Source organism: Streptomyces sp. LUP47B (assembly GCF_001746295.1).
Classification (GTDB): domain Bacteria; phylum Actinomycetota; class Actinomycetes; order Streptomycetales; family Streptomycetaceae; genus Streptomyces.
Map to the genome: position 1 here is coordinate 495,971 of NZ_MJAH01000002.1, position 24,996 is coordinate 520,966.

General features: G+C 66.9%; 17 protein-coding genes and 1 other RNA gene. 6 read left to right on the forward strand and 12 right to left on the reverse strand.

Translation table 11 applies throughout. The features are described from left to right. The first annotated feature begins 66 nt into the window (after positions 1 to 66). From BFN33_RS08845 to rnpB, 4 genes are all read left to right on the forward strand, one after another. Complete coding sequence (locus tag BFN33_RS08845) at positions 67 to 645, forward strand: Uma2 family endonuclease (RefSeq protein WP_069759347.1); 579 nt, start codon at positions 67 to 69, stop codon at positions 643 to 645. 63 nt (positions 646 to 708) lie between these two features. After that, positions 709 to 1,521 carry an AraC family transcriptional regulator gene (locus BFN33_RS08850; protein WP_069759348.1) on the forward strand — a complete coding sequence of 271 codons (813 nt, stop codon included), beginning with the start codon at positions 709 to 711 and terminating at the stop codon, positions 1,519 to 1,521. An 18-nt stretch (positions 1,522 to 1,539) separates the two neighbouring features. Further along, the gene (locus BFN33_RS08855; RefSeq protein ID WP_256122693.1) at positions 1,540 to 2,514 is read left to right on the forward strand and encodes a DMT family transporter; all 975 of its coding nucleotides are present in this window, start codon (positions 1,540 to 1,542) and stop codon (positions 2,512 to 2,514) included. A gap of 18 nt (positions 2,515 to 2,532) precedes the next feature. Further along, positions 2,533 to 2,937, forward strand: an RNA gene (gene rnpB, locus BFN33_RS08860) — RNase P RNA component class A. Between the two features lie 265 nt (positions 2,938 to 3,202). Here the strand turns inward: rnpB and BFN33_RS08865 are convergent. The 4 genes from BFN33_RS08865 to BFN33_RS08880 all read right to left on the reverse strand — a co-directional run bounded on the left by BFN33_RS08865 (position 3,203) and on the right by BFN33_RS08880 (position 8,350). Then, on the reverse strand, positions 3,203 to 5,335 hold the full coding sequence (locus BFN33_RS08865) for a DUF262 domain-containing protein (RefSeq protein ID WP_141757955.1): 2,133 nt from the start codon (positions 5,333 to 5,335) through the stop codon (positions 3,203 to 3,205). Between the two features lie 264 nt (positions 5,336 to 5,599). Continuing rightward, entirely contained in the window at positions 5,600 to 7,216 is a 1,617-nt protein-coding gene (locus BFN33_RS08870) for a serine/threonine-protein kinase (RefSeq protein WP_079140723.1), read from the reverse strand. 79 nt (positions 7,217 to 7,295) lie between these two features. Beyond that, on the reverse strand, positions 7,296 to 7,487 hold the full coding sequence (locus tag BFN33_RS08875) for a hypothetical protein (protein ID WP_069759350.1): 192 nt from the start codon (positions 7,485 to 7,487) through the stop codon (positions 7,296 to 7,298). Between the two features lie 11 nt (positions 7,488 to 7,498). Then, positions 7,499 to 8,350, reverse strand: coding sequence for a helix-turn-helix transcriptional regulator (locus tag BFN33_RS08880; protein WP_069759351.1), 852 nt, complete (start codon positions 8,348 to 8,350; stop codon positions 7,499 to 7,501). 242 nt (positions 8,351 to 8,592) lie between these two features. Between BFN33_RS08880 and BFN33_RS08885 the strand changes: the two genes are divergently transcribed. Beyond that, positions 8,593 to 9,006, forward strand: coding sequence for an ATP-binding protein (locus tag BFN33_RS08885; protein ID WP_069759352.1), 414 nt, complete (start codon positions 8,593 to 8,595; stop codon positions 9,004 to 9,006). Positions 9,007 to 9,050: 44 nt separating this feature from the next. On the opposite strand, the gene BFN33_RS08890 is transcribed toward BFN33_RS08885, so the two are convergent. The 6 genes from BFN33_RS08890 to BFN33_RS08910 form a co-directional block, all read right to left on the reverse strand. Beyond that, on the reverse strand, positions 9,051 to 12,254 hold the full coding sequence (locus BFN33_RS08890) for a type I restriction endonuclease subunit R (RefSeq protein WP_069759353.1): 3,204 nt from the start codon (positions 12,252 to 12,254) through the stop codon (positions 9,051 to 9,053). A gap of 6 nt (positions 12,255 to 12,260) precedes the next feature. Beyond that, a complete protein-coding gene (locus BFN33_RS08895) occupies positions 12,261 to 12,875 on the reverse strand; it encodes a DUF4276 family protein (RefSeq protein WP_069759354.1) in 615 nt (204 codons plus the stop codon). After that, the gene (locus tag BFN33_RS08900) at positions 12,872 to 14,116 is read right to left on the reverse strand and encodes an AAA family ATPase (protein WP_069759355.1); all 1,245 of its coding nucleotides are present in this window, start codon (positions 14,114 to 14,116) and stop codon (positions 12,872 to 12,874) included. Before BFN33_RS08900 ends, BFN33_RS08895 begins: the two co-directional genes overlap by 4 nt. Before the next feature lie 7 nt (positions 14,117 to 14,123). Then, the gene (locus BFN33_RS49580; protein ID WP_079140724.1) at positions 14,124 to 15,386 is read right to left on the reverse strand and encodes a restriction endonuclease subunit S; all 1,263 of its coding nucleotides are present in this window, start codon (positions 15,384 to 15,386) and stop codon (positions 14,124 to 14,126) included. Then, positions 15,383 to 17,449 carry a class I SAM-dependent DNA methyltransferase gene (locus tag BFN33_RS08905; protein ID WP_069759356.1) on the reverse strand — a complete coding sequence of 689 codons (2,067 nt, stop codon included), beginning with the start codon at positions 17,447 to 17,449 and terminating at the stop codon, positions 15,383 to 15,385. The genes BFN33_RS49580 and BFN33_RS08905 overlap by 4 nt, the downstream gene beginning before the upstream one ends. A 79-nt stretch (positions 17,450 to 17,528) precedes the next feature. Further along, on the reverse strand, positions 17,529 to 19,649 hold the full coding sequence (locus tag BFN33_RS08910) for an N-6 DNA methylase (protein ID WP_079140725.1): 2,121 nt from the start codon (positions 19,647 to 19,649) through the stop codon (positions 17,529 to 17,531). Between the two features lie 190 nt (positions 19,650 to 19,839). On the opposite strand from BFN33_RS08910, the gene BFN33_RS08915 reads away from it, so the two are divergent. After that, positions 19,840 to 21,525, forward strand: coding sequence for a TIGR04141 family sporadically distributed protein (locus BFN33_RS08915; RefSeq protein WP_069759357.1), 1,686 nt, complete (start codon positions 19,840 to 19,842; stop codon positions 21,523 to 21,525). 391 nt (positions 21,526 to 21,916) lie between these two features. Here BFN33_RS08915 and BFN33_RS08925 read toward each other — a convergent pair whose 3' ends face one another. Further along, positions 21,917 to 24,490 carry a DUF262 domain-containing protein gene (locus BFN33_RS08925; protein WP_069759359.1) on the reverse strand — a complete coding sequence of 858 codons (2,574 nt, stop codon included), beginning with the start codon at positions 24,488 to 24,490 and terminating at the stop codon, positions 21,917 to 21,919. 295 nt (positions 24,491 to 24,785) lie between these two features. Next, positions 24,786 to 24,968: a hypothetical protein gene (locus BFN33_RS08930; protein WP_069759360.1), complete on the reverse strand. Its 183-nt coding sequence runs from the start codon at positions 24,966 to 24,968 to the stop codon at positions 24,786 to 24,788. Positions 24,969 to 24,996 lie beyond the last annotated feature (28 nt).

The window sequence follows — 24,996 nt, forward strand, 5'->3', positions numbered from 1 at the left end:
CCGATCTCTCGGACAGGTGATCTTCCGATGTCCCAGTCTGGCGAAGGACAGAAGGAGGGGCGTGACATGACTGCCGTGACTCATGAGCCGCCCACGCCGGCTGAGGGACTGCTGGAGATCTTCCTGGCCCTCGATACCCCGGAGGGTTTCCGGGCGGAGCTGATCGAGGGGGAGATCGTTGTGACGCCGCCGCCGGACGGGGATCACGAGGACTACATCGGGCTGATCGTGGGCCAGGTGTACAGGCGGTCGGGGACCGATATGCAGTTCTCCGGGAACAAGGGGCTGAAGCTGAAGAGCGGAGGCGGCTGTCCGAAGAACCACGTGATTCCGGACGGCACGTTCGCCCCCATGGAACTGCGCCTCTATCGCGGCGCCGACTCCTGGATGCCCTGCGACGGTGTTGCCATGGTCCTCGAGGTGACGTCCACGAAGCCCAAGGCCGACCGCGAGGCCAAACGGCGCTGCTACGCCCGCGGCGGCATCCCTCTCTACCTGCTCGTCGACCGGGAGACGTCGTCGGTCACCCTGTTCAGTGACCCGGAGAAGGACGACTACCGGGAACACTGCACCCGCCCCTTCGGCAAGCCCCTCGCCCTGCCCGCCCCCTTCTCCTTCGACCTGGAGACCGCGGACTTTCTCTGACCGCCACGGCGTTGCATCCTCTGAGCTAGACAGACAGGGGGACGGACCGTGGCGGAACAGGCAATGTGGACCAGGGCACGGCTGGGCCGCTGCGGCCCCCCGCTGGACCTCCTGACCGCCCGCTTCGACCGCCACGTCTACGCCTCGCACACGCACGAGCAGTTCAGCATCGGCATCTGCGTCGGCGGCTCCGAGGTCATCGACTACCGAGGCGACCACCTCCGCCCCGGCCCGGGCTCCATCGTCGTACTGGCCCCAGGCGAAATGCACACCGGCCGCCCCGCAGCCTCCGACGGCGGCTACGCCTACCGCGCCCTGTACCCCGACCCTTTCCTCCTCACCGAAGGCACCCTCGGCGGCGGCCTCCCGTACTTCCGCGAGCCGCTCCTGGACGACCCCGAACTCGCCACCGCCCTCAGCCGCGCCCACACGGAACTGAGCGCCTGTCCCGACCCGTTGGAGGCGGAGTCCCGCCTCCCGTGGCTGCTGACGGCCCTCGCCCGCCGCCACTCCACGGCCCGCGCGACGAGCGACACGGTGTCGGGCGCCGCCCACATCGCCCACGCAGTACGGGACCGCCTGGCCGACGACCTCCTGGAGCCCCCCTCCCTCGCCGAACTCGCCACCGTTCTGGGCCTGTCCCGCTACCAACTCCTCCGAGCCTTCCGTACGACGATGGGGATACCCCCGTACGCCTGGCTGGCGCAGCACCGGGTACACCGGGCCCGCGGACTACTGGACTCCGGCCTGAAGCCGGCCGAGGTCGCGGGCCTGGTGGGCTTCGCGGACCAGGCACACCTGACGCGCTGGTTCCGCAGGGTGCTCGGGGTGACCCCGGCGGCATACCGCAACAGCGTTCAAGACGCGGGCCGCTGACGCGCCGAGGATGGCCGCATGACTGCACGCGGCTGGTTCCTGTTCTCCCTGATGGGAGTGGTCTGGGGCATCCCCTACCTGCTGATCAAGGTGGCGGTGGACGCCCCCCTGTCCCCGTCCATGGTGGTGTTCACGCGCTGCGCGCTGGGCGCGGCCCTGCTCCTGCCCTTCGCGATACGGCAGGGCGGCCTGCCCGCCACCGTTCGAACCCACTGGCGCCCGATGCTGGCCTTCGCGTGCATCGAGATCATCGGCCCCTGGTGGACCCTGACCGACGCGGAACGCCACCTGTCCAGCTCGACAGCGGGCCTGCTGATCGCGGGCGTCCCGATCGTAGGAGTGGCCCTGGCCCGCTTCTTCGGCGAAACGGAGAGGCTGGGAGTGCGGCGCGTCGTCGGGCTCGGCCTGGGCCTGGCCGGCGTAGGAGTCCTCACGATCCCGCACCTGACGGGCGGCGACGCCCGCTCCCTGGCCGAGGTGCTGATCACGGTGATCGGCTACGCAACGGCCCCGTTGATCGCCGCGCGCTACCTCAAGGCTGTCCCGACCCTCCAGCTCATCGCCCCCTGCCTGGCCCTCGCGGCCCTGGTCTACGCCCCGGCGGCGGCGATGACCTGGCCGTCTGCGATGCCCTCCGCCTCGGTCCTGATCGCGCTGGCCACCCTGGGTGTGGTCTGCACAGCGGCCGCCTTCGTGGCTTTCCTGGAGCTGATCAAGGAGGCGGGCCCGACCAGGGCAACCGTCTTCACGTACGTCAATCCGGCGGTAGCGGTGGCAGCGGGCGCGATCTTCCTGTCCGAGCCACTGACGGCGACCATCCTGGCGGCCTTCACCCTGATCCTGGCGGGCTCGGTACTGGCGACCGCGTCCGGTCAGCGGGCCGCCGCCCGCCCGGTGCTGGGCCACCCGGAGGGCGAGGCCGTGCACAGCGACTCCGGACTTGGCCGCGGGCCGGAACCCCGGCCGGACAAAGGCGAGGCGCGCGCCCGGTAACATGGTCGACACGGCAGACGAGCCGGGCGGACGGCCGCGTGAAGTCCCTTCTTGGAGGGCTTCCCGAGGAACGTCCGGGCTCCACAGGGCAGGGTGATGGCTAACGGCCACCCGGGGTGACCCGCGGGAAAGTGCCACAGAAAACAAACCGCCGGGGACTTCGGTCCTCGGTAAGGGTGAAACGGCGGTGTAAGAGACCACCAGTGCCCAGGGCGACCTGAGCAGCTAGGTAAACCCCACCCGGAGCAAGGTCAAAAGGGAGCACCCCGGTGCTCCTGCGGGGACGTTCGAGGGCTGCCCGCCCGAGTCCCCGGGTAGACCGCACGAGACCGGCGGCAACGCCGGTCCTAGATGGATGGCCGTCTCCCCGACCGCCGCGAGGCGGCCGGGCGACAGAACCCGGCGTACAGCCCGACTCGTCTGCCATTACGGTTCCCGCTTGGCGAAACCCAGTCGAACCACAATTAGGCCCATGAAGGCCGTCCGCGGTATTGCCGGTAAGAGTACGTGCGCAACCCTTTGTGGAAAATGAGCCTATATTGCAGGCATTCTTGCCCCTGGTCGTCGCAATGCGTAATTTGTGAGTGGCCAAGCAGAGTGGCGCTTTACGTTTTCTGCCGCCATGTTTGCGGATTTCCCTGATGTGGTTGAGGTGATCTCGCTAATTTTCAGCAATGGCATCGCCAGATCAGACGATGCCCCTCTCCAAAGCATCCCGTCGAATGTCGGCGAGACGCACCTCCCGGTCATTAAGTTGTGCGTGCCAGAAGTTCCAACCGGGGCATGATCTGGTCTGTAGAACGAACTCACCTGCCGCCGAGAGAGACCGGAACGTCTCGCCAGAGGTGACTCGGATTCGTCCGTCATCCAGAATTTCGGCTTGGAAGAGCTCGCCACGGCGTCGGCCAATGATGATTGCGTTGGTCGGAAGCACCCCCTTAGCGATGAGGTCGGTGATCGCGACGTCGTAGCGAGCGCGCGTTCGGGTGCGTGAGCGGTCAGTGCTCTGGGGGGAGGCCGCCAGTAGGCTTCCGAAGATCGTAGGATTCCAGATGAGCTCGCACAGACGCTGGTAGAGGTCCTGGCGTGTCCCGATTGCCTTCTTGTCGAACTTCGGGAAGGGCCGGAGTAGCCGGTCGAGTCTGTGCGTCTTCACAAATCTGTTGAAGGCCGAGTTCCGCTCTCTGTGGTTGACGTGAAGAGAGCCCGCGAGGTGGTTCTGGCGTTGATAGAACCCGACCTTTTCCTCGTAGGGCAGATCTTGGTAGCTGGCGTTGTCCGATTTCTTCAGGAGCAACAGTGCGCCGAGGCGGTTGCGGTAGGAGTCGAACAGGGCTCGCGTGCCAGTCTCCGGTTGGTACCTCTCGAAGTGGTTGGCCCATATGTGCTCGATCTCGAATGGGCGTTGGGTATCGAGGTATCTGTCCATCTCATCGCCTCGCTCACACGCGGTCTCGACGAATCCGGTGAGGCGGGCGAGGAGGTAGCGGACCTGGCGGCTGTTGTTCGAGCGTAGTCCGTAGGTCTTCATGCCGGTGAAGTCGTAGTCAAGGGCGGCGACTTCTTCAGCGAGAATGGCACGGAGTCTGTTGATGCTGACACCGTCGCGCAGCCGCTCTACAAGTCGGACGGCCTCGCGGTCGAGGTGGATGCTTGACGATGGCAGGTCGTTGACGATGCGCCGAGCGAAGACGAGGTCGAGATAGTCGGCGATGAGCTTGGCCTTCGTTTTGAACGTGCTGGAGTCGTCTTGAGGGTCGACCGCCGCGAGGATCGGTGCGGCCTGGGAGGTGATGCCGTTGTAGGCGTTGAAGAAGACACTCTTGAGTTCGCTGTTGTACGTGTGCGCTGCTGCCGCCAACGTGCGATAGCGCTCTGCGTACGCGGAGAGGTCATCGATTAGGCTTCGGTAGTCCTGCGGTCTAACCAGGCCGATTTGGCCGACGCTGTCCTTCACCCAAGTGTGGAATGGTCCGTTGATGCGCTTGACGTCCGGCGAGGAATCATTCGAGTCCATGTTGACGTCTGCGTAGCGGCCGATCAAGAAGGTCTTGATGAAGTCGCTGGGAGCGTTCACGTCGATGCTGGCCAGGCCGGAGACCATCTGGCGCCACACGTTGTCTGCGCCCGAAGTCTCGGGGCCGATCTTCGACAGCAAGAAGCTCTTGAGGAGATCGATGGGCCCGAGGCGCACCCCGCGGTCGTTCATCGACTCATAGATCTCCCATCCCTGTTCCGGTGTGGCCGCACGGATTCCCACCATGCTGACACCGTCGAGCAACCAGTCGACGAAGTACGGGAGCGCATCACTACGCAGTTCCTCGGGAAACTCCTCCTGAAGGACGAGCGCCGCCTCCCAGAGTCGGCGCAGGGCACCCGATGAGTTGTCGGGAAGCGTGAACTCAGCTTCCTGGAATGCCACTTCAAGGAATTGGTCGCGTTCCGGGATATCGAGCGCATACACCGACTTCCCGAACTTGTGGGACAGAATCAGACTACTGAGTCTTGCAGCTTGATCCTCAAGGTCTTGCGCACGGAGAAGCTCGCGCAGGTAGATCAGCATCAAGTGAAGGGTCGTGATGCGCTGCTGACCGTCCACGAGGTACGTGACTGGGGCGGCCTCGTGGTAGACGTACGGTCCGAGAAAGTACGGCTGATACCTGGCGACCTCCTCCCGATCGTGTTCGAAGCGCCAGTTCGCCATGAACTTGTTGCGCAAGTCATCGATAAGCCTACGTACGTCGTCTCGCCCCCACGTGTAGTCCCGTTGGTAGCTGTCCAGACGGTAGCGGTGCCCGGTGAAGACATCCTCGATGGTCATTGCCTGAGCCTGAATCAAGCTGCCCTGCACGCCGCCCCCTCGCCGATGCGCCCCTCGCTGTGCTGGGCACCTAACTTACCGTCACTCTGCCCTGGACACAGAGGTGTGCGACGGGTGTACAAGTCTCCGGAGCTGAGGTAATAAACGGCTCGCTGGTTGCAGGTGGATGGCCTGAGCCTGTGGGATCTGGCCCAACGCCTCCACAGCGAAGGGGCCGAGGCGGAGGACGAGGCCTGACGGCGTGTGCACCGTACCGGCAGGGCGTCAATAAGATCGTGTTCCCTCCGGGCCACGCAGCCGGGCGAGAAGATCGCCGATCTCGCGGGTCTCCTCGTCGTCCTCGCCGAGGAGGACGCACATGTCCTCGTGGAGGGCGTCGAGAACCCCCTCGGCCTCGGTGCGGCGGCCTTCGGAGAAGAGGAGCACGCCGATACTGCGGCGCAAGTCGAGAGCGGTTTCAGAGGCATCCCCGGCCGCATCGGACACGACTTCCAGGACCTCCTGGAACTCCCGCAGGGCGACGGTGGCCTCACCGAGGTTGGCCCGGCAGTGTGCGGCGTGCCGACGGCACTCCAGCGTGCTTTCGTCGGATGGTCCCGCCGTACGGGCGTAGACGGCGGCCAGAGCGTCGAACTCCGGTAAGGCACGCCGGAAGTCCTCGCCGGCCATGAGGACTGCCGCGCGTTGCCGTCGCAGACCGAGCACACGGGGGTTGTGTGCGCCAAGGGTGGTGGCCGCCGTGGCGATCACTGCCTTGAGGACGTCCGCGGCCTGGGCAAACCGCCCGCTCTCGGCGAGGTCAGCGGACCGGGCGTAGGCGTCCCGGATCGCGTCCCGCAGCGCGGTGTCAACGCGCGCCGGGATCGGTACGGGAGCCACCGGCCCGAGCGGGGGCGTGGGCGGCGTGGTCCGCCGCAGGGGTGCGTTCGGCTGTCGGTAGACCACCGTCGGGTCGGGAACCGCCGAAGGGGAGCCAGCCTCGGTGAGCGTCACAGGGACAGCCGCCGACCCTGGCTGCGGCAGGTGCGGCGACAGACGCTCGTACACCGCGTACGCGTCGGTGGGACGCTGCTCGGGCACCTTGGCCAGCAGGTCCAGGGCCAGCGCCTCCAGGCCCTCCGGCACCTCGGGCCGCAGGGTGCGCAGCGGCTTCGGCGGCACGTCCATGTGCTGGTGCAGGAGCTGGTAGTCGTTGTCGCCGCTGAAGACAGGCTCTCCGGCGAGGAGTTCGTGCAGCACGCAGCCGAGCGCGTAAAGGTCACTCAGCGGTGTGATCTGCGCGCCGTCGATCTGCTCGGGCGGCATGTACCGGCTGGTCCCGATCCGGCTGCCGGTGGCCGTGAGCCGGGTGACGTCCGTGTGCAGCAGCTTCGCGATGCCGAAATCCAGCACCTTGACCGTGCCGTCCGAGGCGATCAGGAGGTTGTCCGGCTTCAGGTCGCGGTGCACGACCGGGATGGCGTGCGCGTACGACAGGACGGTGCAGATCTGTGCCGCGATCGACGCGGCCCAGCTCACAGGGAGCAGCGCCACCGCTCCGTCCTCCGAGCCGGCCAGCACTCTGCGCAGGGAGATCCCGCGCACGTACTCCATCACCAGGTACAACCGGTCGTACGACGCCTCGTCGAGTACCGCGTCGAACACCTGCGGTACCCCGTGATGCCCGATCCGAGCGGTGACGCGCGCCTCGCGTTCGAAGCGGCGGGCGAACTCTTGCGCCTGCGCGGGAGATGCGACGACGTCGGGCCGGATGAGCTTGACCGCGATCTCTCGGTCGAGAACGGCGTCGTAGCCCCGCCAGACCGTGCCCATACCGCCGGACTCGATCTCCTCGATCAGCTCATAGCGGCCCTGCTCGCCGATTCTCCTTGTCTGCGACACGCGTTGCGCCCCCGTCGTCCTGATGCCACGTCAGTCGATCGCTGTACACCGTACCTATTGGCGAGGCGCGCGGCAGGAGTTACAGCAGGTGGTCGGCCTTGCCGGCTTTGATGTCGGTGATGAGGGTGCGCAGGGCTTCGAGGGAGTCGGTGAGGTATCGGTCCTCTTGGCCATTGATGGCTATGTAGCCGTTGCCATCGGCGTCGCTGCCGAGGCGGAAGCAGTTGCTCGCATCCTGGCAGAAGGGGGCTTCCCAGCTGATGTCAGACATGACCAACTCTCCTAAAGGCTCTGGGAAATGGTGTGCATGAGATCGAGGGTCTCCTCAGGCTTGAGCGCGATCCTCTGCATCTCGTCGAGTTGCAGACGGTACTTGCACAAATGGGCGTCTGAATAAAGGAATTCTCCTGCCGTGGTGCGATCCAGTTGCACGGTGTCGAGCGGGGGCATCTGGCCGAGGGCGTACAGGATCGCCTGGCCCGAACCGGGGAACGCCCCCGCGGAGAAGGGGATGGCCTGGATTGTGACGTTGTCGCGGTCTGCGGCTGCCATGAGGTGACCAAGCTGGTTTCGCAGCACCGCGCGTCCACCTACTTCGATCCGTAGGGCGGCTTCGTGGATGACCAGAACGTAGTCCGGAGCCCCTGGCCTGTCGATGACCTGGTGTCTTTGCACTCGGTGGGCGACTCTGGCCTCGAACTCGTCGGCGGGCAGCGTCGGGATGGCAGCTTGGAAGAGAGCTTGCGCGTATGCCTCGGTCTGCAACTGTCCCGGCATGTGCGTCATCGTGCTGACGCGCAAGCCCTGGGCGTGCCACTCCAACTCGGCGATGTCCAAGAAGGTCGCGGGCAGGAGGTCGCGATACTCCTCCCACCAGCCGATCGTGCGGTCGCCGCACATGGCGACCAGTGCATCCACCAGGGCCTGGTCGGTGCACTCATACCGGAAGGCGATGCGCCGGACACGCTCCGGGCTGACGCCGTGGCGCCCCGCCTCGGTGCTGGTGATCACGGTCCGTTTCGTGTCCAGCAGCACGGCGGCCTGTTCGGTGGATAGTCCCGCCCCTTCCCGTAGCTTGCGAAGCTCTGCGCCCAGACGCTGCTGGCGTGCGGTCGGATTGCTCCTCGGCGGCATGTGTTCCCTCTCGTCGGGTGCGGCTCAGTTTGCCGCGAAGCGAAGTACGTTCCAACGGACCTTCGGAACTTGGTAGCACATGTACCCCCGTTGTTCTACTGTGAGTATCGCGCACGCTACACACCGCAATGCCGGAAGCGCACCGCGCGAGCATGCCCGTCCGCCCTGGGGCGGGTGTGCCCGCGACCAGGGCGGTAGGCCACCGGCGATCCCAAACCCCTCACAGAGTCGTGGAGTTCGCCATGCCTGAGATCCCCCTCGTCCCTGCCCACTGGCGCTTCCCCGCCCATCCCGCCTCCGTGCGGCGTGCCCGGCACGCCGTCGCCGAGTCGCTGCCGGACGTCCTCCGTCCACAACTCGGCGAAGACCTGGGCCTGTTGACCTCGGAGCTGCTCACCAACGCAATCCGGCACGGCGCCTGCGGGAAGGACGGGGACCTCGTCGAACTCGTTCTCTGGCCGGCCGACGGGCACTACTGGCTGGCCGTCTCCGACCCGGGTGCCGGAAAGCCCGCACGGGCCCACCCGGGCGCCGACTCCGAGAGCGGTCGGGGCCTGATCCTCGTCGAGAGCCTCGCCACCGCCTGGACTGTCCGGCCCCGCCCCACGCGCGGAACGTCCGTGATCGCGGGGCTCTCGTTCCACCACGGAGGCTGACCAGGGGGAGTGGCCGGCAGGGAGGGGACGGAAGGCCGGGCGGGTCAGGCCGCTTCGTCTTCGATGTTCTCCTCCCGGCGGATCATTCGCCAGGCAGCCCGGCGCGCACTCTGGTTGAGCGACTGCTTGAAGCTGTCGTCGTGGCTGAAGTACTGCCGTCCCAAGTCGGCGATGGTGTCGATGTGTTCGGCCATCTTGTCCTCGAAGACCTCGTCGTAGACGAGACCGAAGTTCTCCTCGTCATTGACGGCGGCGGCACGCACCTTCGGGTCCGCGTTCGCCTCCAACCAGGGCGTGATCACGTCCTGGTCGGTGAAGCTGGTGCCGTACTTGTCGTTGAACTTTTCGATCAGCTCCGACAGCAGCGACTTCTCCGGCTCCTTGGCCCCGCCCGCACCTTCGCCGAAGCCGCGCAGCTCCGCCGCTCCCTCGGCGGTCAGCGCGAGGTCGTGCTCGCCGGTCTTCTGGATGCGCAGGTGGCTGAGGTCGACGTCCCCTATGTCCACGCCGCCGTCCCCGCGTCGTGGCAGGCGGTTGAGCAGGTGGCGGCCGTAGAGGTAGAGACATTCGAGGTCGGCGTCGCGGTAGGGCACGATCTGCGAGAGGAAGCCGTACTTCCGTACGTAGTCGTTGAGATCCGCGCGGAACTCCTCGGCGGCCTCGGCTGCTTCCTCGTCGGGGTCGCCCGCCTCGTCCTTGCGGTCCAGCAGCTCGGTGAACCGTTTGACGGCGGGGGCCAGATGTCGGTACAGCTCCGCGTGGAGCTTCTCCCAGCGGGCGACCGAGCCCGCCGCCTTCTCCTCGGCCGTCAGATAGGCGTCCGCGAACTCCCGCATCTCCTCCTCGACGAGGATGTCGGGCTGCATGACCTGGCTCTGCGCGGTGTAGAGGAGGTTGGGGTCGGAGGGAAGGGTATTCGCCTCCTCGAAGTACGGGCGGAAGGACTCCTTGATGTCCTCGGCGTCGTTGACGAAGTCCAGTACGGCCAGGTCCGCCTGCGACTTGCGGTCGGCGGTGCGGTTCAGCCGGGAGAGGGTCTGGACGGCGCTGATGCCCGCGAGCTTCTTGTTCACGTACATCGTGGTGAGCAGCGGCTGGTCGAAGCCGGTCTGGTACTTCTCGGCGACGACCAGGATGCGGTACTCGCGCTGCGTCGCCTTCCCGCCGGTGCGCACGGCCTTGTCGTCCTTGCGCGTGTACGCGAACGCCTTCGGCAGCGCGGACTCGGCGAGGCCGCCGTTCTCCTTCGGCTCGGTGGTCTCCTCGCCGTCGTACGTCAGGCTGCCGGAGAACGCGACTAGGACGCCGGGGTCGACGTACGCGTTGTCGCCGACGTACTTCCTGATGGCACGGGCCATCTGCACGGCGCTGTGCCGGGATGCCGTCACCACCATGGCCTTGGCACGCCCGCCGAGCCGTCCGGTGGTGTGCGTGCGGAAGTGCTCGACGATCACCTGCGCCTGCTGCGTCACCGTGGAGTCGTGCGTGAGCGCGTACCGGGCGAGCAGGGGATTCGCCTTGGATGGGTCCACCTCGCGCTCGGCCGGGTTCTTGTTCACCAGCTTCCAGTACGTGTCGTACGTGACGTAGGTGCGCAGGGGATCGAGGATGAAGCCTTCCTCGATGGCCTGGCGCATCGAGTACGTGTGGAAGGGGACGTACGTCGGCTTGCCGTTGATGGTGTCCAGGGTGCCGAAGAGTTCGAGCGTCTTGGCCTTGGGCGTGGCCGTGAACGCGAAGTAGGAGAGGTTGGATGCCTTGCTGCGCTGGGTGGCCTTGCGGATGAGCTTGGCATCGGTGGTGGCAGCCGCCGCTTCCACCTCAGTCGCCCCGGCCTCGTCGGAGTCCGAGTCCAGGCCGAGGTCACGCAGGGCCGCGCGTACGGCCGTTGCCGCGTCGCCGGACTGCGAGGAGTGCGCCTCGTCCACGATGATCGCGAAGTTGTGGCCCTGTATCTCGGTCGGGTTGCGGCGCAGGTAGTCGATCAGGGCCGGGAAGGTGTGCAGTGTGACGGTGATGATCTTCCCGGTCTCGCGGGACAGCGCCTTGGCGAGTTGGTCGGACTTCGCGCCGTGCTTCTCGTCGATCTTCACGACTAGGCCAGCCGTCTTCTCGAAACTGCCGACGGTCTCGCGCAGTTGGGCGTCGAGATTGCGGCGGTCAGTGATGATCACGACCTTGTCGAAGACGGGCGCACCGGGCTTGAGTCCGGCGGCCAGGGCGTCGGAGTCGATCTCGGCGGGGTCCGTGGGCGTATGCAGCGACGACAGGCGGTGCGCCAGCCACCCGATGGTGTTCGACTTGCCGGAACCGGCGGAGGCCATACCCAGGTAGTTGTGACCGGCGCCGTGGCGGGCCGCGTGGCCGGCGAGTTTCTTGACGATGTCCCACTGGTGGTAGCGCGGGAAGATCAGCTTCTTGCGCGTCCGCCCGTCCGGGCCCTTCTCCTTGCTGAGGTGCACGAACCGCTCGATCAGGTCCAGCCAGGCGTCCCGCTCCCAGATCTGCTCCCAGAGGTAGGAGGTCGCGTACGTCCCGGGGACGGTGGGCGCAGGATTCCCGGCACCGCCGGGCTTCCCCGGGCCCTCCGATCCCGTGTTGAACGGCAGGAACCGCGTCAGCTTGCCGCGCAGTTCGGGCGCGACGTAGACCACGTCGGTGTCGATGGCGAAGTTCGCGATGACGCGGCGCGCGAAGATCAGCTCAGTGGGGTCCCGCTTGAGGCGGTACTGCTCCTTGGCGTGCTCCGCCCCCTGCCGTGTGAGGGCGTTCTTCAACTCGGCGGTGGCGAGCGGAATTCCGTTGAGGAACAGGGTGAGGTCCAGCTCGTTGCCCTTGCTGGCCTGCTTCGCCGCGTACTGCAACTCCTTGACGAAGGTCAGCCGGTTCGCCCGATAGTCGTCCAGGACGGTGTCCGAGGCAACGAGTGACGGCTTGAAGTACGCGAGCCTGATCAGGACTCCGTGGTCCTTCACGCCCTTGCGAAGTACGTCCAGAACACCGTCGGTTCCGATCGCCTGATCCACGCGCTTGGCGAACCCAGCCTGGGCGGTGTTGGGATCCCCGCCGTAGAGGGCGACCAGTTCGGCCCAGTCGTCGGCTTGGGTCTTGCCGATGAACTCCAAGAGCTGGGCGGTGTCCAGGCCGAGTTGGGGTTGGTAGTGCTGCTTGTTTCCCTCGGTCCAACCGCGCTCCAACAGGGCGGCGACTATGGCGTTTCCGAATGCTGCTTCGTCGTGGACGGACATGAGCGGTTATTCCCCCCGCTTTCCGGTGACTAGGTAGGTGATGTCGCGGCAGAACTTGTCGAAGGACGGTGAGTTGGCGCGGGCCAGGTCGAGATCCATGTCCTGGGTCAGTGCAGGTTGGTCCACGCGAGGGCGGTACCGCACCCCGTCGCGCCGGTGGTGGGTCAGCCAGCCCTTGCAGTCGCGTCGCGTCTCGCTGTCGGCCGGGACCTTCAGGTGCTCGGCGAGCCCCGCCCGGCCGCCGAGGGAGGGCGCTGACGCGAGGAACCACGCCTCGAACTCCCGGTTGGCCAGCACGACGGCCGTTCGGCGGTCCGGGCGGGTGGCTTCGGCCCTCGCGAGCAGCGACGGCCCGAGGCTGGCCGGGCAGTCGTCGTCGGCGTCGATCACGACAAGGATGCCGCCCGGCTGGTTGGCGGGTACGCGTCGGGCCTGGGCCTCCACGGCGGCTTCCAGCCCGCCCTCCCGGACGAGCCGCCCACGGTCGACCAAGAAGGGCGGCTGGATGTCGGCGTCCCAGATCTCCGCCTTGTACATCAGCCGCCGGAGGAGTACGGGCAACGCGCTGATCTCGCCCTCGCCCTCCACGACGGAGGCGATCGTGACTCTCGGCTGGTTCACTCCTCACCCTCCGGCGGCTCGTCCGGTTGGGTTGGGGGCTGGACGACCGGGCGTAGCTGGTCGGAGCGCAGCAGCTCGGCCGTGGTGGCCAGGCCGTCGGCCACGATCGACCGACTCACCGGGTCGACTTCGCCGATCACCGTCACTCCGTGCTCGGCGGCGACCACGCGGATTGCCGACAGGTCGGCTTCCTTACGGTCGAACAGCTCCGCACTCTGTGTGGTCGCGAGGACCTGTACGTGCTCACTGGCTTCCGTGAGCGCGTCGTAGAGGGCCCCGGCCGCGAGTGGGTGCAGGGCGAGTTCGGGCTCTTCGACGGCGATGAGCGGAATCCAGCCGTCGCGGGCGTCGTGCTGGAAGAGTGCGGTCAATAGACCGATGGCTCGGATGGTCCCTTCCGACATGGACTCGGCCCGGAAGATGTGCGGTTCGGTGTCGCCGTTAGAGGCGAAGCTGATCCGCGCCGCGATGTAGTCGGCGGAGGGGTCAGTGGGGCCGACCTCCACGACTCCGGGCACGATCGCCCCGAGGTATTGCGAGATGCGCTCCCGCTGCCGCTCCCCGAGCGCGGCCAGTGCCGGGCCGAGGCCGCTACCGTCCTCCTTCAGCATCCCGGCGATTGGCGTGTTGGGGCGGGCCGCACGGAGGCTGGACAGGTCAGGGCTGTAGAAGAACATATCCGCGAGAGTCCCGTGAAGTTTGAAGAACGGCTCTGTGTCAGCCACTCGGGCAAGCTCCAACCGACTCTTACGATGTCCCGTTTCGGGGCGGTCTCGCACCTCGAATCGCTCGGCGTCAGTCCCGCTCTGGTCGCCAGGGCTGCGCATTTCGCAGAACTCACGCTGGATACGGATTCCAGATCCTGTGTCTCGGCCCGACCGGGTGGCGGCCGTCGGCGCGAAGGTGATCTCGTACGATCCCACCCATGGTTTCCTGTCATGGGGAGGGAACGCTGGCAGGTAAAACTCCAGACCGATCGTGCAGGAGGTCGTCGGCTCAGGTACCCGGCGCACAACCTCCTCCCACCCGCCACGCGCCGCCACAGCCTCGGCCGGACCGTCCAACAGCGCGTCGCGGACGAAGCGCAAGGCGTCCAGGAAGTTCGACTTGCCTGCGGCGTTAAGTCCGAGCAGCACGGTGAACGGGCCGAGAGCCACATCGCAATGGGCGATAGACTTGTAGTTGTCGACGCGGAGACGGGTGATGAGCGGCATCGGGAGGTGAGGCGCGGCGGGACTCATGGTGCGATCATTCCTCGATCCCTCGTCCACTGGCGGTGGACACGTCGATCTCGCCGGTGACGGCGGCGGTGATCAGAGCTTGGCGCCGCTCAGTGAGGAGAGCGGAGTGTCGTGCAACTCGCGAGCGGAGCGCCTCATGTGTACCCAGTGATCGACTGACGGAAGCGGCAAGGGAAGCTTGCTCTGCCAAGCTGGGGGTCGGTACTAGAACGCGCTTCAGGTCCCAAATGTTGATGCCCTTGATTGTTGCCCCTGTGACTCGCTGCTTAATTTGATGAACTACTGCGGGTGACTCCAAGACGAGGCGTAGCCAATCGGCAGAGACTTCAGAAGCAACTGAAATCCGAGCCGCATCTTGCGTCAGGTTCGCGCCAGTCAATTCATCCGGCACTACAGCGATCTCGCCTACGCTTCCACGGATGGCGATGACAATGTCGCCGCCCTTGACGCGAGAGCGAGCGTAGCCCGACTCAATCTCTCGAGTCGTGCGATTCAGGGTACGTAGCGACAACCTGTCGGCTGCCACGTCGCCGCCCTTGATGATGGGAACGCCCTCTGTCACGTTAGGACCAGGCAAGACAATGCCGTACATAATTTGCCGGAATTGATCCGTCAGGTGTGCCAGCGGCGTCCACTTCCAGCTATTGGGAAGGCTGTCACCGGGCTTTTCGGTGCCCGGGTGAAGCATTTGCGCCAGTACGGCTTGCTCTCTTTCGTGCACATCCCCATCGAACCGAGCCAAGGTTGAACGCAACCTGTCCATGCGGGCGGTCTCGGCGTCGAGGAACTCGGCGATGCGGCGCTGCTCAGACTGCTCCGGTAGATCGACAGTCACTTCTCCCAACTCTTCTGCGTTGAGATGCGGCTGAGCTGCTCTATTCTTGGCGATGTCCATTTGCTGCATCGCGACGGAACTCAGTAGGCAATAAGCAAGATATCGAGGTTCCACGCGCTCCGGAGTGATGCGTAGATCGTACCCGGGTGCGCTCCCTGCCCACTCGTCTGTAATGAGGGCAGAGTCACCGGTATACGCGCCGCTTCGAACAACCAGGATCTCGCCCGATTTAAGCAGGGGGGCGCGATCCAAAGGAAGGTCCCTCAGCGAGGCGTAGATCAATCCAGCCTCGCTAATGCTACCCCGATTGATGTTCGTTGCTCGCAGAATGGGGACGCCTGATTCGCTCAATCGGGGAGGTTGGCCCAATCCGTAATCGACTTGAGCCAAGTGTTTGATGCGGGAATTGGACCAATTGGCAAGAGGTGTTTTCACTGAGTTACCTCTCCGAGTAGCCCTTGAATCTCGCCCTCCAGAGCCTTCAACTCCGCGTCGATCTCCGCCAACGGCCGCGGCGGCTTGTACACGTAGAAATGCCGCGTGAACGGAATCTCGTACCCCACCTTCGTCTTGCCATGGTCGATCCACGCGTCCGGCACATGCGGCAGCACCTCCCGCCGCAAGTACTCCTCCACGTCCTCCTCCAGCGGCACGTTCTCGTAGTCCCGCAGCTCCGGATCAGGCTCCGGCTCGCCCTTGACCTTCTGTACCTCGCCCCCCGGGTCCCGGACGCCCACCGCCTCCCGCAGCGCCTTGCCGAACGGCGCGCCCGTCGGCCACAGCAGGCCAGCCGCGACGACCGCGTCCTTGAGGTCGATCCACGCGTCGGACTTCGTCGTCCAGGACTTGCCGACCAGCGGGCGCAGCGCCGCTGCGAAAGCCTCGACGTCTGTGACCCTTCCCATCGGCTTCGACGCGGTGAGGGCCACCAGCGTCTCCTCCGTCACCTCGAAACGGAGCTTCAGCGGCCGTTCGACGGTGATCCGGTGATACCCGAAGTCCTCGTTGCGGAAGACCTTGATCTGCCCGGCCCGGTCGGCCAGGTCGTGGCCGCCGCCCCTCTCCGCCGCGTCGAGGACCGCCAGCGCCTCCGTGTAGAGCCTGGTGATCTCGGAGATGTGCTGCTCGCCCAGTTCCTTGCGCTTGTCGCCGAGCGACTTCCGCATCTTGCGCCAGTAGTCGCGCGCGTCCAGCAGGACGACCTTGCCGCGCCGGTCCCTGGCCTTGCGATTGCTGAGCACCCAGAAGTACGTGGAGATACCGGTGTTGTAGAAGAGCTGGTCGGGCAGGGCGACGATGCCCTCCAGCCAGTCGTTCTCCAGGATCCACTGACGGATCTTGGACTCACCTGACTCCGCCGCCCCCGTGAACAGCGGGGAGCCGTTGAAGACGATCGCGATCCGGCTGCCGCCCGCCCCCGACGCGTCCACCGGCTTCATCTTCGAGATCATGTGCTGGAGGAAGAGCAGCGAGCCATCGTTGATACGCGGCAGGCCGGCCCCGAACCGCCCGCTCTCACCGAGGTGTTCGTGTTCGTACTCGACCGCGTCCTTGACCTTCTTCCACTCCACGCCGAACGGCGGGTTGGCCAGCAGGTAGTCGAAGGTGGCTCCGGCGTGGCCGTCGTCGCTGAAGGAGTTGCCGAACTTGATGTTCTCCGGGTCCTGGCCCTTGATCATCATGTCTGACCGGCAGATGGCCCAGGACTCGGGGTTGAGTTCCTGACCGAAGACCTTGACGGTGGCGTCCGGGTTGTGAGCTGTGATGTGCTCTTCGGCCGCGCTGAGCATGCCGCCTGTGCCGCAGGCCGGGTCCATGACCGTGCGGACGGTGCCCGGCAGGGCGAGGGCATCGCTGTCCGGTGCGACGAGCAGGTTGACCATCAGCCGGATGACTTCCCGCGGCGTGAAGTGCTCTCCAGCCGTCTCGTTGGACTGCTCGGCGAAGCGCCGGATCAGCTCCTCGAAGATGTAGCCCATCTGGTGGTTGGTGACGATCTCGACCGGCTTGCCGTCCTCGCCGAGCACGACATTGCCGTCTTCGTCCCTCTTCACCGGCCGCAGGTCCAGGTCGGCGAACCGCCCGACCACCTGGTAGAGCAGGTCCGCCGCGTCCAGCCGTTTGATCTGCTGGGCGAAGTCGTACCGCTCCAGGACCTCCCGCGCGTTGGGGGAGAAGGCGCCGTAGTACTGGTTGAGGTACTTCGCCGCGTGCGAGGCGTCGCCCGCGATGGCCTTCAGCGTGTAGGTGCTGGTGTTGTAGAAACTGTGGCCGGACGCCTTGCGCAGGAAGCGGTCGGGGTTGATGTCCTGGCCGTCGTAGCGGGCGGCGACCTCTAGGACCTTGTCCTTAGTCGGGGCGAGGACGCACTCCAGGCGCCGCAGCACGGTGAACGGCAGGATCACCTTGCCGTAGTCGGACTGCTTGTAGTCGCCGCGCAGGAGGTCGGCTACCGACCATGCGTGGTTCGCCAGTTCCGTGTGCTTACTGCTGTTCAACACTGTCCTTCCGGAGTTTCGCCGTCCCCGAGGGACGGAGAGGTCAAGTCTGGCCGTTCGCGGTGCCGGGCCGCAGGTTTCACGCCGATCCGTGACCGTGCGGCAACAGCGCGCCGCCGGTGAGGCCGATGCTGAGAAGACGTGTGACGTCCTCGGCGGCCTGGTCGGCACGACGTGCGGCGGTACGCAGCTCGTGCAGGTGGCGGAACGCGGCGCCGTAGCGCTGCTGTTCGGCGAGTGGGAGCAAAGGAATACGGAGTCGTCGGGGGTCCACCCGAATGATGGATGTGCCGGTGGCTGCAGCGTTGACGTTCTGCTCCGCTGCGAGGAACCCGGCCAGGAACCAGGGGTCGAGCCGACGCTGATCAGGACGGAAGAGCAGCAGATGGGGCCCCAGGAAGCAGCCTGTCTCGCCCGGCTCGACGACCCGGGCCACGGGGCTGTGCCCCACGCGGAGCGTCTCTGTGAGCAGCACGTCACTTCCCTGGATCAAGGGGAGGGCGGCGCCGGTGGGAAGGTCCTCCGTTCCGGAGGCGGGTCGGTGCTTCACGACGTCGGTTGCCGTGAGTGTCGGTCGTCCGCCGAGTTCTGGTTCGGGCTGCGGTAGCAGTTCGCCGCTACGAGTCCGGCGGCCCGCGGGCGCGGTGCGAAGCAGACTGAGAGCGCCGCCGCGCAGCAGATCCGCGACCGTCGCTGTGCGCCAGTCGCGGGGGCGGTCGTCGGCCGGTGGCCAGTCGCCTTCGGCGCTGAGGGCGGTCAGGTCCCTTGCTGCTTGGTGGAGTTGGTCGTACAGCTCCGATGCCTGTTGGGCCAGTAGGGCGGGGCGCAGAGCTTGCCGGGAAGCCGTTCGAATGTGGCGGGCCGGGGTCAGGTCGACGGCCTCGTTGAGGAGGTCCGTGATCGGCACGGCACTGGCAATGCCCGGGGTTCCGGTGAAGCCGTCCCGGTCGGCGAGGTACAGCCGCCACGCCGAGAGCACGGTGTCGTCGATGGCGGCCCAGTCGAGATCCCGGTTCTTGGAAGCGGCGGCATCGACGAGCAGGACCGTCCCCGGAGGTTCGGCCTGTGGATCGGGCCGTTCGAGCACCCACAGGTGCAGGCCGACGTGGAGCGGGGTGGCCGCGCCCTGGGGAAGTGAGACGACCGCGCGGAGGGCTCCGTCACGTACGAGCTGCGCCCGGATACGCCGGCCGGCGGTGCGTTCCGCGACGGCGGGCGGCATGAGGAGCACGGAACGGCCGCCGGGCGCAAGGTGGGCCAGGGAGTGCTGGACCCAGGCGAGTTCGGGCTCGCCCTTGGGCGGCACACCGTAGGCCCAGCGTTGGTCGTACGCCAGATCCTCGTGCCCCCAGTCACGGACGCCGTACGGCGGATTGCACAGGACGGCGAACGTGGTGAGGCCCTTGAAGGCGTCGGAGCGCAGGCTGTCCCCGGCACGTACGGAGATCACCGCCTCGGAGGTGCTCAGCCGGAGCCGCACGGCGGCCTGGGCGGCCTGGGCGATCAGGATGTCCTGGCCGCGCAGTTCGGTCGCCCCTGCGGATGCCGCCGCGGTGAGCAGTGATCCGGTGCCGCACGCGGGGTCGAGAACGCTCACGGGGAAGCCGCCCGTGCTGTCGGTCAGAAGTCGGGCCATGAGGTCGGCCAACGGGCGTGGCGTGCGGTAGGTGCCGGTGCCCCCGGTGTCCTCAAGCAGGCGTTCGGCCAGAACGTCCGTCGCGGCCTCGGCGCCATCCACGACGACGCATCGCACCAAGGCTCTCAGGGGTCCGGCCATGTCGGTGCTGTATGCAGGGCCGTCGATTCCGGGAATGTCATCCGCTTCGTCGGCCGTGGCCGACCGGGCCCATCGCAGCAGCGCGTCGTCGGGTAGTTCGGCGAGAGCATCGCGCTTTCTCCGGTCCAGTCGGGCGACTGCGAGCAGCGCGGGGAGCAGGCGCAGGGCCAGTTCGCCACCGCCGGGGTGGCTGCGCAGCGCGGTGCGGAGTTCGTCCGCCGGTGTGTCGTCGGGGAGTTGGCCCCGGGCGGAGAGCCAGGCGCGTACGGCGTTGACGTCGTAGGTGGGGCTGGTGTCCGTGCCTCCGGCCGGGGCGGGAAAATCCGGGTGCCGACGGCGCCAGTTGCTCACAGTGGCGCGGGTGACCCCGGCCAGCCGGGAGATGTCGGCGGCGGTCACGAGGGCACTGGCCTGCTGGTTCATGGGCTCCTGCCGGTGACGTAGAGGCGGGCTGGCTGGACGGTCCCACTCTATACCAGCGCCTCACTGACGAAAAGTGTTTGACAGTGCTTTCAGTTGGAGATGTACTGGGTGTGCTTTCACTCGGCCTCCCGCCTTCCTCGGGACTCCCAGGCCTCCCCCTGCCCACAACTCCTTTGGATGGAGCGGCGCCATGGCAACCAGTACCTCCAAGCGCACCCTGTACCGGCTCACGGGTGTCGCTCCCACGGTCGACGCGATGTTCGACGTTCTTTCCCCTGAGCAACTCGAAGCCGTCGACGCGGAACTGCAGTTCCCGGAGGAGCGGCTGGGGATTCCGGCGCTGCTGGTCACGGGCAGCTTCGAGCAGCCGGTCGCGAGTTGGTGCGGCGAGATCAACCGCACGACCGGATGCGAGGTGTCGCGGCCGGTGAACCGGTCGGCCGGGCTGCTGATGCTCGCGGTCGACGGCGAGGTGTACGCCATCGGCTACGACCAGGGATTCCGCCTGGTGCCCGATCGCGTCAAGGACCGGCGGTTCGGACTGAGGTTCGTGATCCGCAGAGTGGACCCCGCCCAGATCCGTGACCTGGTCGCCCATACGCCGGGCGGCGGACGGACCGACATCACCCTTGTGCCCGGCGGCACCCCGGTCTGGAGCCTGGGCGTCCAGGAGCACGCGCAGATCGTGCGTCGGCTGGGCGGCCGGCTGGACGGGATGCGGCTCACGATCGGCCTGGACGACCGTACGAAGATCTCCAGCGTCGAGGGCGGTACCGGGCTGCGGATGCGGCTCGGCGTCGACGCCGCGGACCTGGTCGCGGACATCCGGGCCATCGCCTGTGTCCTCCGGGACGAGACCCCGAGCCCGGCACTGGAATTCGTCGAGCACATCGTCCCGGTCAAGGACGACGACCTCGTCACACGGCTGGAGGAGCGGCTCGACGGCATGCTCGGCGAGCAGGCGGACGGACGTATCGCGGTCGCCGTCCCGTCCGACCACTGGGACGACTACGCCGCCGCCCAGGCGTTCGCCATCAAGGTGCACAGTAAGGACGCCTACCTCACCGACGACTTCAGCCTGGAGTACGTCCTCAACCGGGCCCGCGTGCAGAGGCCGGGAACGCGCTTCGCCGCGCTCCGGGACGGCACAGTCACCCTCTACTCGCACTCCCGGGCTGCGAAGGACGACGTCATCTGGACGTCGTACGTGCTGCGCTGGATCGAGGCGGAGGTGGCGCTCGGCGGCCACCGGTTCTTCCTGCTGGATGGGCAGTGGTACGAGATCGGCGAGGCGTACCTGGCGGCGATCCGTTCGCAGGTCGAGCGGCTCATCACCGGCACGCCCTCGGTCGACCTTCCGGCCTGGGTGCTCGGGGACACGGAGCGGACGTACAACGAGTCGGTGCCCGACCTGCGGCCCGGGTACGTCTGCTTCGACCGTGACAACGTCCGGACCGCGCTGCACCGGGGCAACGGCGTGGAGATCTGCGACCTGCTGAGCCCGGACGACGTCCTGGTCATGGTGAAGCGGGCCAAGGGGTCCGACGCGCTGAGCCATCTGTTCGGCCAGGCCGTGGTCGCCGTGCAGACCCTGTTGCACTCGCCGGAGGCCATGGACGGGTTCGCTCGCAAGGTGGCCATGGCCCGGCCCGGCAGGGTGCTGGCGGAAGGCTTCCGGCCTTCGAAGGTCACTTTCGCGATCCTGCTGAAGAACGGAATCGACCTCACCGCCGACACGCTCTTCCCGTTTTCGCAGATCACCCTCGTACAGACGGCCAAGCTCCTTGAGGCGTGGGGCGTGGCAGTCGAGGTCACCGGCATCCAGGCTGCGACGGTGACTCCGAGCCGGGCGGGAATCCGCCATTTGGCCGCGTAGCGGACCCCTCTAACCTCGCCCAACGGGTTGTGTTTCGAGCACCATGAGGACCGTCGTGCCTCGGACCTCGCTGAACGCTCTGGACTTCATCGGAGCGTGTCGCTTCACGGTTCCCGCCGCCCTCATCTGCGTAGTGCCATGGCGGTCATGCGGATGTACGCGGTGGGGGGCGGGGCTCGCGGACGCCATGAACGTGGCGCTGGAGGTCGGCTACGGGACGGCGGGCATGTTCACGACGGACCGGCATTACCGCGTGATGCGGCCGCTGACCGGTCGCCCCGACTTCCGGCTGCTCCCGGACGATCTCCGACCTGCTCTGACTGTCCGCATCCGTTTTCGTGTCGTTGCCCGCTCCTGATCGGACGAGGACCAGGAGCGGGAGCCCGTGCGCTCAGACCGTGCCCCGCTCCTCCCAGCGGCCCCGGAACCAAGTCAGCGTCTCGGCGAGCAGTTCGCGGTTGCGGTCCTTCTCCAGCACTGACAGACGGAAGTTGGGGCGCAGCTCCAGCTTGCCCTCCGGGATGTCGACGCCCTCCAATTCGTTGAGGCGGGTGAGGAGTTCGGCGCGCAGTGCTCGGTCGGTGAACGGGTCACGTGCGGCCAGGTACTGGAAGACCACCTCCGCCGTGCCGCCCCGGCCACCGCCCGGGTACAGCGTGAGCGGCCAGATACCGCGGCCTGGCGCGCCCGCCTCCCCGAGCATGAGGAACGCGCTCGTCATGACCTGGCCCGCCCCGTGCCCGATCCAGCCGCCGAGCTTCTCCCAGTGGGCGAAGAGCGCGCGTACCGCTTCGACCGTCTCGGGGGAGTCGTCCGCCGCGAGCTGGCGGAAGAACCGGTCGGCGCGCGTCTCCTCGCCCTGGCTGCCGCCCGGCGTCCGCTGTGCGGTGTCCTCGCCCTCAGTCCGGTCGTCGTCCTCAGTCACCAGCAGGGCGAGGTCGTCGGCGGTGAGGCGCTGGACCGGATCGGCGGATCCGGTCGCCGTGAACCGGATGCCGTCGGCGGTCAGCCGGGAACGGACGTCGCCGCCCTCATCCTCAGATGTCCAGCGGAATCCTTCGGAGACCCTGCCCTCGGAGGTGAGCACCCGGTGCGCGTTGGCCACCCCCGGTGTTCCTGCCAGGTGGTTGCCCACGGCCTGGGCTCCGGAGCCGAGGAACGCGGCGAGATCCCCGTACGACGTCCACATGCCGTGGGGGAGCGCCGCGAGCACCTGGTGTGCCAGGTGCCAGTCCCGGCTGCGCTCCGCGCGGCCGACTCCGCGCAGGGGGGCCGGCCACAACGCGACCGCGCGGTCAGTGAGTTCGTCGGCGCGCGCGAGGATCTCCTTCGCGCCCCACCGTTCGGTGGCGGCGATGCGGCGGTTCATCTCCAGGTGGCTGCCTTGGAGCAGGCCCTGTTTGCGCTCGAAGGGGTGGTTCGACAGCTCCGAGTTGACCGCGGTGAGCGTCAGGTTGCCGAGGGTGTGCTGCAGCCCGGAGTGCAGGTCCTCCACGCGCTCTCCGGCGGCCACATCCTCGCCCAGCATCTGTAGCCACTCGTCGCCGGGCGACTGCGGCATGACGTGCTCGATGGTGAGCTGCGCGGCGGCGAAGTCCACCGGTTCCGGATGCTCGTAGCTCTCCTCCAGCCGCTGTAGCACCATCTTGCGCTGCTGCGGCCGTCCGAACTGGTAGAAGGGCGCCTTCCGGATCTTGTCGCGGAGCTCCTCGTCCGTGGGCCAGAACCGGTTGTCGGCGGAGAGCAACTGGTGCAGTCCGTCGGCGACGGGCACGTCGAGAGGGAGTTGCCCGGGCACGGCCTGGAAGATCCTGTTGAGGTTGTTGGGCGGCACCCGGCAGATCATCCGGCGTACCAGGAAGCTCTCGATGTACGACATCGCTCGGGCCGCGTCCGAGGAGTCCAGGTCCCCCCGCTCGCGCCGGTCGAGCAGCAGCATCAGCGGGGGATAGGTGACCTGGGCCTGCCAGGCGTCCAAGCGGTGCAGATGGGCGCGGACCGATGGGTCCGGCTCCTCCTCGGGGTGCAGCAGGCGGCGGAAGAGAGCGGCGCTGCGGTGCAACTTCTTGATGTAGTCCTCGATGTCCTCCTCGCTCGCCTTGCCGTGCTCGAAGCGGTACTGCTGAGCTGCGTAGAGGTCCTGGCGGCGTACCCGGTCATCGCCGTCGAGGACCAGTTGGAGCCACATGAGCTGTTCCAGCTCTTCGTTGCTCAGACTGGCCTGCAGCGGCAGCCAGTAGGCCTCGTAGACCTGCTCACCGCGGGTGGGCAGCTTCATGAACAGGTAGTTGCGCAGCAGGTCCGCCTGGCTGAGCTTGAGTCCGGTGTTGTTCAGGGACTCGAAGATGCGGTGCACGTTGTCGCCGCGTTCGGCGGTTACCGCAACCAGTGTCAGCCGGGAGGTGATGGCCTGCTCGATGCGGAACACATCCTGCGGGGCGGCGGGATCGGCTGCCTCGACAAGCTTGCGGCGAAAGAAGGTGTAGGCAGCTGCGACACCGCCGCCGGCGGCCTGTTCCGTGAGCGGGCCGCGGACGTGCGCGGCGAACTGCGACCGGTCCGCCTGGGTCGGCAGCAGCCGGAAGTGGTCGCTGCCGTTCTGCCACTTGTTGATCAGGTATTGCTCGTCGATGCGCTCGGCGTCGCGCGGTTGGGCGTCCCTGACGTGATCGCGGATCGCGGCCAGGGCGAGGGAGAGTGTGGTCAGCCTCTGCTGGCCGTCGACGACAAGCCAGCGAGGGAACGTCGCATCGTTCTGCGGCGACGGCGCGAGGACGACGGACCCCAGGAAGTGCGTGTTCGCCGTTTCCCCGCGCTCGATCAACAGGGCCTGCTCCAGGATGTCGCTCCACAGCTGTTTGAGCTGCTTATCCGTCCAGGAGTAGGTCCGCTGGTAGAGCGGCACCTGGAACTGCTGGGCCCTCCCCTGCACGAGATCGGCGAACAGCGTCTCTTTGGCCTGCAACCTGGTCCCCCTTGGCAGTTGATGTCTTCGCGGCACGTGAGAACGACCATAGGGCCTCTCGCTTACAGGCACGGAAATGCTTCGGTTTTCGCCCAACACTCGCACCACAGTGCATAGGCGACATGCTGACCGGAAGGCCAGTACGAGGCGCTCTGGCAGCTCGCCGAGGGCCTCGACCCGACGACATCTCACTACGGCGCATGGCCGTCGTACGGCCGGAGTCGTCGGCACGCTTGCGACCTTGGGAGCGATTGGGTTCGGGGCGCGCTGGCATGGCGCATCGGCTGTTGGGTGATCAGCAGGCGGCCTGTCGGGCGAGCCCGAGTTCGGTGCTGAACTTGCGGTGGGTCGCCGTGCGGGTGGAGCGGTTGGAGAGGACTCCGGCGATGGCGAGTTGGGTCTCGGTGTAGGTCTCGCGCCGTCGGGTGAATCGCTGGAGGGACCCCCACCGCTTGTACCCGGCGGTGGTGTGCTCCACGCAGCAGCTTCCTCAGCGACGACTACGA